7 protein-coding genes are annotated in these 8,990 nt (G+C 46.2%); 3 read left to right on the top strand and 4 right to left on the bottom strand.

Translation table 11 applies throughout. From position 1 onward, the window contains the following. The coding region (locus ABW391_RS27535; protein WP_353485123.1) for a S41 family peptidase at window positions 1–850 on the bottom strand (850 nt) is incomplete at its 3' end. Between the two features lie 5 nt (window positions 851–855). Further along, a complete protein-coding gene (locus ABW391_RS27540) occupies window positions 856–1,731 on the bottom strand; it encodes a hypothetical protein (protein ID WP_353485124.1) in 876 nt (291 codons plus the stop codon). A gap of 141 nt (window positions 1,732–1,872) precedes the next feature. Between ABW391_RS27540 and ABW391_RS27545 the strand changes: the two genes are divergently transcribed. Continuing rightward, window positions 1,873–3,252, top strand: coding sequence for an inorganic phosphate transporter (locus ABW391_RS27545; protein ID WP_353485125.1), 1,380 nt, complete (start codon window positions 1,873–1,875; stop codon window positions 3,250–3,252). A gap of 108 nt (window positions 3,253–3,360) precedes the next feature. Here the strand turns inward: ABW391_RS27545 and ABW391_RS27550 are convergent, their stop codons facing one another. Further along, window positions 3,361–4,677 (bottom strand): ABC transporter permease, encoded by a 1,317-nt coding sequence (locus ABW391_RS27550; RefSeq protein WP_353485126.1) that lies wholly within the window; start codon window positions 4,675–4,677, stop codon window positions 3,361–3,363. 30 nt (window positions 4,678–4,707) lie between these two features. After that, window positions 4,708–5,625, bottom strand: a complete 918-nt coding sequence (locus tag ABW391_RS27555; RefSeq protein ID WP_353485127.1) for an ABC transporter ATP-binding protein — start codon at window positions 5,623–5,625, stop codon at window positions 4,708–4,710. Between the two features lie 234 nt (window positions 5,626–5,859). Here ABW391_RS27555 and ABW391_RS27560 point away from each other — a divergent pair, with 234 nt between their 5' ends. Together ABW391_RS27560 and dnaB are read left to right on the top strand one after the other, a co-directional pair. Further along, window positions 5,860–6,585 (top strand): hypothetical protein, encoded by a 726-nt coding sequence (locus tag ABW391_RS27560; protein WP_353485128.1) that lies wholly within the window; start codon window positions 5,860–5,862, stop codon window positions 6,583–6,585. A 206-nt stretch (window positions 6,586–6,791) separates the two neighbouring features. Further along, a complete protein-coding gene (gene dnaB / locus ABW391_RS27565; RefSeq protein WP_502916359.1) occupies window positions 6,792–8,786 on the top strand; it encodes a replicative DNA helicase in 1,995 nt (664 codons plus the stop codon). The last annotated feature ends 204 nt before the right edge of the window (window positions 8,787–8,990 follow it).

An 8,990-nucleotide genomic window follows, 5' to 3' on the forward strand; every position in this document is an offset into this window, starting at 1 on the left:
GCAATTGGCCAGAATAGGGCGCTCCGCCACCACCTCCCGTTTGATCGCCCAGAATCGTTACGTTGTTGAGTACCGACATGGTGGAGGTGAAAAAATTGGCGGCACTGTATACTTTGCGATTGGTCAACACGATGATTTTTCCAAAATACTTAGCTACTTTTTCTTTGGGCTCTACGAAGTAGGGAAAGATTTTACTCAAATCCTTGCGATCGGGGCCAATTTTGTACTGCACCGCTCCTACCTTGGTTTTGGTGTCGATAAAGTGGCTCATGATGGCGTCTACATTGCCCAAGCTTCCGCCAGTATTGTCACGAATGTCGATGATCCAACCTTTGGCTTTGCCATAGTAATTGTAGAGCTGCTGCATGGATTCGCTCGAAACGGCATCACCAAAGGTGGCATAGCGGATGTAGGCCACACTGCTGTCGACCCACTGGGTTCGAAACGGCAGGATGATGCGGCGGTTTTCCTTCAAGTAATTGCGCTCGATGATGTTGGCGTTGTAGTTGGGCGGGTAATTGAGATACCAACTGCGGTTGCTGGCTGCATTAAAGGGCGCAATCAGGGATACGTGGCCATCTTTGAGCTCATTCAGCATGGCATTCAAGATATTGAAGAGGTCTTCATCGGTGGTTTTGTCGCTTACCTGAGGACGGTATTTTTGGTACACTGCCTGCCAGTCAATGTTTTTATAGTCAAACAAGGTGTATTTGTCGTTGACCTCATTCCATAGCAACTCAAAATTTTCGACGGGACTGTCTTTGGGATCGGCTTCAATCAGCAGATCGGTGCAGGCGGTAAAGGAAAACAGGCCGAGTAGCAGTAAAGAATATATTTTCGTGGCGTTCATGGCGCTCAATGTTTGATGATTTTTGAAATGGTGATGGTTTGAATGGCGAATTGAGCAGGATTGGGTTTGCTGTATTGGTCGTATTGAAACGAATACGAGATTCGGTAAGGAATTTTCGCCACCACTTGTTTTTTCTTTTTCCGATTTCGGTAAAAATCCAGACTGGCTTTGTACACCCAGCCAAAGCGCCGATTCAGCGTACCTGTTTGCAATACGCTAACTTCTTGATCGGTTTCGCCCACAATAGGGCCGGTAAAAGTGTAAAGTGGCCGTACAAACGTGCCCAAAACTGGTACGCTCAGTTCTTGGGTGAGCGTGTACTCCTTCCGACCAGGTTTGAATTTGTATTCCAATCGGCCTTTAGGTCCAAGTTCAAACCCTGCATCATATCCGATTACATTGTTGACGTTTTGCAAGGCCAAACGAAAGTTGCCGTAGCCCTGTAGCCAGGGGCCAACATAGCCGCGCCAGGATTTTTGTTGCCAGACGGGGAATTGCCAACTGTAGTTGACCGCAAAGTTGAGCACGGACAAGTTGAAGTCTTGTGCACCATCAAACGCTGTACCAGCAAGAAAACTACTATTTAGTTCTTTTAAAGCGATCGGTGTATACAGGAGTTGGCAGAAACTGGCTTTAACGCCCACTCCATCCAGGCGCAGGGGGGAAACATAAGCATCACGCAATGCAAAAGAGGCCAGTTCTATGGTATTGATGCGGTAATTGGCATATGCACTGCCATATACAGGGTCTACATTTATTTTTTCAAATAGTGGGGTGTTAAACGCAGCACTGTTTTCATTTTGCGCAGGCAATTCGGTTACAGCTAGCAGTGCGATTCCCCAGAGGAAACCAAATAACGAGGAAGGTTTAGGTTTGAACATAGGTACAATGTAAATTGTGGGTTAATATTTTGGACTTGCTTTTAAAACGCAGAAAACTCGATTTTGGTCGTACAAAAATAGTGCTATCTTTCGGCAGTTTATTTTTTAACACCTAATTGGATAATCGCCTAATCCTAGCTTATGAATGTTTTTGATCTCTCGCTTTTGAGCTCAGGTGGAGCAATTTTGTTGATTCTGTTTATTATAGCAGTTTTGGCTTTCGAATTTGTCAATGGTTTTCACGATACAGCCAATGCGGTTGCTACCGTAATTTATACCAATTCACTTAAACCAACCATCGCGGTAGTTTGGTCAGGTATTTTCAACTTTTTGGGTGTGATCACCGGGGGAGTTGGGGTCGCAATGGGGATTGTGAAGTTGTTGCCCGTGAACGATATGATGTCTATGCCGCTTTTTGAAAGTGCCAGCATTGTTGCCGCAGTATTGTTGGCAGCCATCTTTTGGAACCTGGGAACCTGGTACCTTGGCATTCCTTGTTCCAGCTCTCATACCTTAATTGGTTCCTTGCTGGGCGTCGGCATTGTCTTTTTCTGGACGCACGGCGGAGAAGGGGTCAACTGGGGCAAAGCACAGGAAATTGGTCTGGCCTTGTTGTTTTCACCGCTGTTTGGTTGTTTTGCCGCCTTGATGCTGATGTGGATTCTTGCCAAAATAATCAAAAATAAAGCCATTTTCGAAGAACCAGAGCGCGGGAAAACGCCTCCAACCTGGATTCGGGCAATTCTGATCACCACTTGTACATTGGTAAGCTTCTTTCACGGTTCCAACGATGGACAGAAAGGCGTTGGCTTGTTCATGATTGTATTGATGATTTTCCTTCCTACCCAGTTTGCATTGCACAAAAGCTTCGATGCAGATGCGGTGTTGACTACCTTGAATAAAGTAGAAGTAAAAGTAAAAGCAACCGAAGCACGCATCGGAGAAAACCAAGCGGCAGAGGAAGTGCTGGAATCTATTGAGAAATTGAAACCTATGTTGGTTGCTGGCAATTTGGACCGCCCTAAAATTCGCAAGGAGTTGCAGCGCATGACCAAATACCTGAAAGAAACCACTGGCGATAGGCCGTTTTTCAATAAATCGGATAAAGAAGAGGTCAAGGCAACAGTAAAAAGTTTAACGAACTATTTCGAGTTTGCCCCTCGCTGGGTGGTCTTCTGCATTTCTATTGCATTGGGCTTGGGTACCATGATTGGCTGGAAGCGGATTGTAGTGACCATCGGTGAAAAAATTGGCAAAACCCACCTTACTTATGCACAGGGTGCTACTGCCGAATTGATTGGAGCAAGTACCATTGCATTGAGCACCGTTTTTCATGCACCAGTAAGTACCACGCACGTACTTTCTTCTGCAATTGCCGGTACCATGATGGCCAAAGATGGGCATCAAAACTTACAACGTTCTACCTTGATCAATATCCTTACGGCCTGGATTCTTACGCTACCGGTCACGATCATCGTTTCAGGCGGGCTATACTACTTGTTTACAGCAATCTTTGGATAAATTGTTAGTTATGAGTTATGAGTTATGAGTTATGAGTGGCACACAATTCTCAATAGTCGTGCAGAATTGTGTGTCATAATTCATAACTCATAACTCATAACTCCCCATTCACTCTTTATAAAAAATCCACTTCGCGAACTCTTTGAAGGTTCCTTTCTTTCCATACAGCAGGATACCCACCCGATAAATCCGGCCAGACAACCACACAAAGAAAATAGAAGTACCGATCAACACCAAAACAGAAGTGATGATCTGCCAGGCTGGGGGCTTGGCGGTTAGAATTGCGGGCATTACAATTGGGGAGAACAAGGGAAAAATTGAAGCGAACACCGACAGACTCGAAGTGGGTGATTCTACAGCCTTGATCATGATGTAGATGGCCAATACCACCGGAATCACAATCGGAATAGTAAGCGTTTGGGCTTCGCCCATATCATCGCCAACGGCAGAACCCACCGCTGCAAACATTGAAGAATACAGGAAATAGCCCCCCAGGAAGTAAATTACGAACAAGGGCAAAATCAACCACCAGTTGACATTGCCAATTTCGGCCATGGCCGCTATGATCATGGCCTGGGTATCTTCGGGGTTGAGATTGGAAGCCCCCTGGCTCATTTTCATTTGCTGCTCTGCGTCAAAGCCCATCGCAACCTGAGCAATGGTCATCAGCACCGGAATCATAATGGCCCAAATCAGTACCTGAGTCAGTCCAACTGCACCAACACCGATTATTTTACCCATCATCATTTGGAAAGGCTTCACCGAAGAGACCATCACCTCTACAATTCGGTTGGTTTTTTCTTCCATCACCGAGCGCATCACCATTGAGCCGTAAATGAAAACAGCCATGTACATGAAAAAGCCCATGATGGTTCCGATTGCCGCACCAATTTTGCTGGTAAGGCGGGTAGCATCCTGTCCACCTTTTTCAATTGGTTCGGGTTCTAGATCTACAGAGGTATTGAGCGCTTTCAGTTGTTTGCGATCCAGACGCAACTGGTCAATTTTGTAATCGCGCAGGGCATCGCGAACCCGATCTTTGATGTGAACTTCCACATCGAGGGTAGGTTGCCCTTTGGAGTAATAATAAACGATGTAATCTTTGCTGAACATGTCACCAATTGGGGGTAAAACCAAAATGGCATCGTAACCACTCGACTTAAATTTACTGCGCAAGGTTTCAAGGGGTTGATTTTCAAATCTGAAGAAAATCCCTTTTTCGTCTTTGAGCGCTCCCTTAAGGATGCTGCTTTCATCCACGACGGCAATTTTTTTGGTATCGTCGCTTTCAGAAGAAAAAATAAAACCGACGACCACAAAGAAAAGCACAAAAACCAACGGCGTTACCAGCGTGGCAATGATGAAAGAAGGACGCGTTACCCGGGCCAGGTATTCGCGTTTTATGATTAGTAACAGTTTATCCATGATTGTTGAATTGATTGTTTTTAAAGAGAATTAAGCCTGTGCAATCGCATGGTTTTTTTCTACCGCCTGAATGAAAATTTCATTCAGAGAGGGCATGATCTCATTGAAGGCACTGATTTGAACACCTTGTCCCAACAAGTATTGCAGCAACGCGGTGGAGTTGCCGCTTTTGCCCAACCCAACCACCAGTGAATCAGGATTTTGGGCAATGACTTCAAACTCAGAAGGCAACGTACCTGCCCATTCTGAAGCGAAATCTACCTGAAAGCGGTTGAGTTTAAAACGGTTGCGGATGCCTTTCACCGGGCCATGCAGGATGTTTTGCCCTTGATCGATGAGAACGATGTTGTTGCAGATTTCTTCAACCTGCTCCATGCGGTGCGTCGAAAAAATGATGCTGACACCTTTTGCGCTCAATTCAGCAATTTCGTCTTTGAGCAGATTGGTATTGATGGGATCCAGACCAGTAAAGGGTTCGTCCAGGATAATCAGCTTGGGGTTGTGGAGTACAGTGGCGATAAACTGGATCTTTTGTTGCATTCCCTTTGACAACTCTTCGATCTTCTTGTTCCACCAACTGGTCACCTCAAATTTTTCCATCCAATATTCAAGGGCAATTTTGGTGTCCTTAGCCGACAGGCCTTTGAGGCGCCCCAGGTAAGTGAGGTGATCCCCAACTTTCATTTTTTTGTACAAACCACGTTCCTCTGGCATGTATCCGATCTGTTCGGGGTGGCGGCTGTTGAGGGCCTGTCCATCCAGAAAAACTTTTCCACCGTCGGCGCGAGTGATGGTGGTGATGATGCGGATCAAGGAGGTTTTGCCTGCGCCGTTGGGGCCTAATAGTCCAAAGATGGAACCTCGGGGTACCCCAAAACTAACGTCATTGACGGCAATTTTTTTGTCGTAGTTCTTCACCACGTTTTGTAAGTCAAGAATTAAATCCATGTGCTACTAGATGAGTTCTTTTGAAAATGTGTAGGAATATTAGTAAATTTACAGGTCAATTCAACAGAATTTCAGATAGACGATTTGGTTTTTAGGACAAATGCGCCAATTGTATCCGTGACCTCCTCCCTCGGTCTACGTCAAATGAGTATCAAAAGACAACTGATTATTTCATCTACGTATGACGCAAAAAATTACTTCCCGATTTTTCTGCGTTACTAACCCATTTTTGCCATGAAAAAAATTGCGCTTTTTTGTGCAATCTGCTCTATTGTAAGTTTCATCCCATTGGTGGGTCAAGATACTACAACCCGTCCCGATTTCAATGTCAAAGGAGTAGACATTCCTGATGAATACGCCATCGCACAGACCAATTCTATGCGGATCGTATTGCCCAATGTAGACGATCGATTGGTCAAGCGGGTTTGGTCTTCTTTTGCGCGTACCCAGTTGCGCAGCAAGGTGCGGTACGACCGCAAAACCAAGCAAAACCTGGCCGAACAGGCCAACATCAAGTCTTATGGCCCTGCCGACCTGGGCTTCGACACCCGTCAGGTGGGCAAAGATGTCAGTTTTGAAATTTCCTTTCGGGAGTCCAGCTCGGTAGAAGTGGAAGTCGGTGGCACTTTTGCACAGCGCAGTGTCAACGTGACCAATTTGCAGCGCAACCGCGCCGCCAAGGGGGTTTTGGAAGATTTTGCCCGGGAGGTGCGTCGCGAACAAACGCGTCTGGAGCTTGTTCAAGAAGAAAAGAACATGCGCAAACTGGAAAGCCAACTGCGCACCCTAAAAAGTGCCAATACGCGTTACCATCAGGAAATCAAGAGTGCCGAAGAACGCATCATCAAGGCGAAGTCCAACATCAATCAGAACGAAAAAGACCAGTTAGACACCCAGAAGAGAATCCAGGATCAGCAAAAAATGCTGGAATTGGTCAAAAGAAAAATGAGCAGTATTTAATTTTTGATGTACAGCTTCGGCTGGCATCTACCCGTACAATGTTAGAGAGAACTTTACAAATGGCCCGTCACTGGTGTGGTGATGGGTTTTTTTATTTGATGCCGAATCCTATTCAAAAATACAAACATTTACTTTTCCACACCCTAGTTTTTCCGCTGAAAATCCCCTAGATTTGTCTTCCGTCCAAAGTATGACGAGACAACATTATGGCAGACTCCAAAGACCCTTCGATCAAAAAAAATGCCGGTTTTACTGGCCGGAAACCACGCCCCAAAGGTGAGGACTTATCGAGTTTTGTCTTTGGCAAAGTTCCGCCACAGGCCATTCCGCTGGAAGAAGCCGTTCTCGGTGCCTTGATGATCGACAAGGATGCGCTGACCTCCGTCCTGGACATTTTACAAGCAGACAGCTTTTACTTGGATGCGCACCAGTTGATCTACCGCGCCATGCTGCGCCTGTTTGAGCGCTCACAGCCCATCGATCTGCTTACGGTTACCGAAGAATTGAAAAAGACGGCCCACCTCGAAGCCATTGGAGGCCCCTATTACCTGGTGGAATTGACCAACAAGGTTGCCTCCTCGGCCAATATCGAATTTCACGGGCGACTCATTGCCCAAAAATTCATCCAGCGGGAATTGATCCGGGTTTCCAATGACATCATTCGCAATGCTTACGAAGACACCACGGATGTATTCGATTTGCTGGACGATGCCGAACAGGGCCTGTTTTCCATCGCCGAAAAAAACATGAGCCGCAGCTACGATACCATGAGCTCGCTGGCAGCCAAGGCACTCAAGCAAATTGAAGAACTGAAAGGAAAAGAAGATGGCCTCACCGGGGTACCTACCGGCTTCACCGATCTGGATCGGATCACTTCGGGTTGGCAACCTTCGGATTTGGTCATCATGGCCGCTCGTCCTGGTATGGGTAAAACCTCTTTGGTGCTTTCGCTGGCCAAAAATGCGGCGGTGGAATACCAAAAAGGCGTAGCCATTTTTTCCCTGGAAATGGCCTCCATCCAGTTGGCCCAGCGCTTGATTTCGATGGAATCGGAAGTGCCGCTACAAAAAATGCGCAATGGCCAATTGGAAGAAGACGAATGGAAACGCCTCAAGGAAGCCATCGAACGCATCAGCGATGCACCAGTGTACATTGACGATACGCCCGGCATCAACATTTTTGAATTGCGCGCCAAGTGCCGGCGCATGAAACTCCAGTACAACATCCAGCTCATCATCATCGACTACCTCCAGCTGATGAGTGGCGGCGGCGAAGCTGGAAAGGGCAACCGCGAACAGGAAGTATCTGCCATCTCGCGTGCGCTCAAAGGCTTAGCCAAGGAATTGAGCGTGCCCGTGATTGCGCTCTCGCAGTTGAGTCGAGCAGTGGAGACGCGGGGTGGGAGTAAGAGACCGCAGTTGTCGGATTTACGTGAATCGGGCTGCTTAACGGGTGACGCGAGGCTTCAAGATGCCCATACCGGCCAGTTTTATACCATTAAGGATTTAGCTGAACGACCTGAGCAAGCGCCAGTATGGGTGGTTTCGATGGATAAAAACTATCAACTGAAGCCATTTAAGTTACTCAGAGCTTTTTCGTCGGGACAAAAGCAGGTTTTTGAACTGGTGACCCGTACTGGTCGCAAAATTAAAGCTAGTGCTAACCATCCATTTTTAAAATTTGAAGGATGGGCTCCTTTGGAGGCTTTAAAGGTTGGGGATAGAATTGCTGTACCAGATTTAATAAATGAAATAACAGTTAATCCAGCACTTGAAAACCCTATTCCAAAAAATACTATATGGGATGAAATATTGGCCATCAATTCTTTAGAGGTTGAAGAAGTTTATGACGCAACGATAGAAGAATCTCACAACTTTGTTGCCAACGACATCATTGTTCACAACTCGATCGAGCAGGATGCGGACATGGTTACCTTTATCTATCGCCCGGAATATTATCAGATCCTCGAAGACGAGCAAGGCCAATCCCTCAAAGGCATCGCCGAAATCATCATTGCCAAAAACCGTCACGGCGCCCAAGACACCGTACGCTTGAAATTCACCGGCGAATTTGCGCGCTTTAGCAACCTGGATGACCCGGATTTTGGTAGTTTCCCCAGCGATGTCTTCACCAATGCACTGCCGAATACCATCATTACGATGCCCTCCCGTTTCAACGACGAGGAAGATATTCCGTTTTAACTTTAGTTTCTTACTTTACTCTCTTCCAGGACAAAAAGCCGGTGATAAAATTGAGGTGATCGAAAAGGAGGTGATTATGCTTCGGGAGAAGTATGAGTCGATTTCGGAAACATATAAGAAGTCATTTTGGGAGAGGGTTAGTTGAAAACAGACGTTTCATCGAACCTTATCTCAGCTATTTGATTATCCATATTTTTTCAGTTA

Source organism: Haliscomenobacter sp. (assembly GCF_040403615.1).
In the GTDB taxonomy this organism is placed as follows: Bacteria; Bacteroidota; Bacteroidia; order Chitinophagales; family Saprospiraceae; genus Haliscomenobacter.

Coding starts and splice junctions, on each gene's coding strand:
- ABW391_RS27540 (WP_353485124.1), bottom strand. CDS start 1,731: ATGTTCAAACCTAAACCTTCCTCGTTATTTGGTTTCCTCTGGGGAATC.
- ABW391_RS27545 (WP_353485125.1), top strand. CDS start 1,873: ATGAATGTTTTTGATCTCTCGCTTTTGAGCTCAGGTGGAGCAATTTTG.
- ABW391_RS27550 (WP_353485126.1), bottom strand. CDS start 4,677: ATGGATAAACTGTTACTAATCATAAAACGCGAATACCTGGCCCGGGTA.
- ABW391_RS27555 (WP_353485127.1), bottom strand. CDS start 5,625: ATGGATTTAATTCTTGACTTACAAAACGTGGTGAAGAACTACGACAAA.
- ABW391_RS27560 (WP_353485128.1), top strand. CDS start 5,860: ATGAAAAAAATTGCGCTTTTTTGTGCAATCTGCTCTATTGTAAGTTTC.
- dnaB (WP_502916359.1), top strand. CDS start 6,792: ATGGCAGACTCCAAAGACCCTTCGATCAAAAAAAATGCCGGTTTTACT.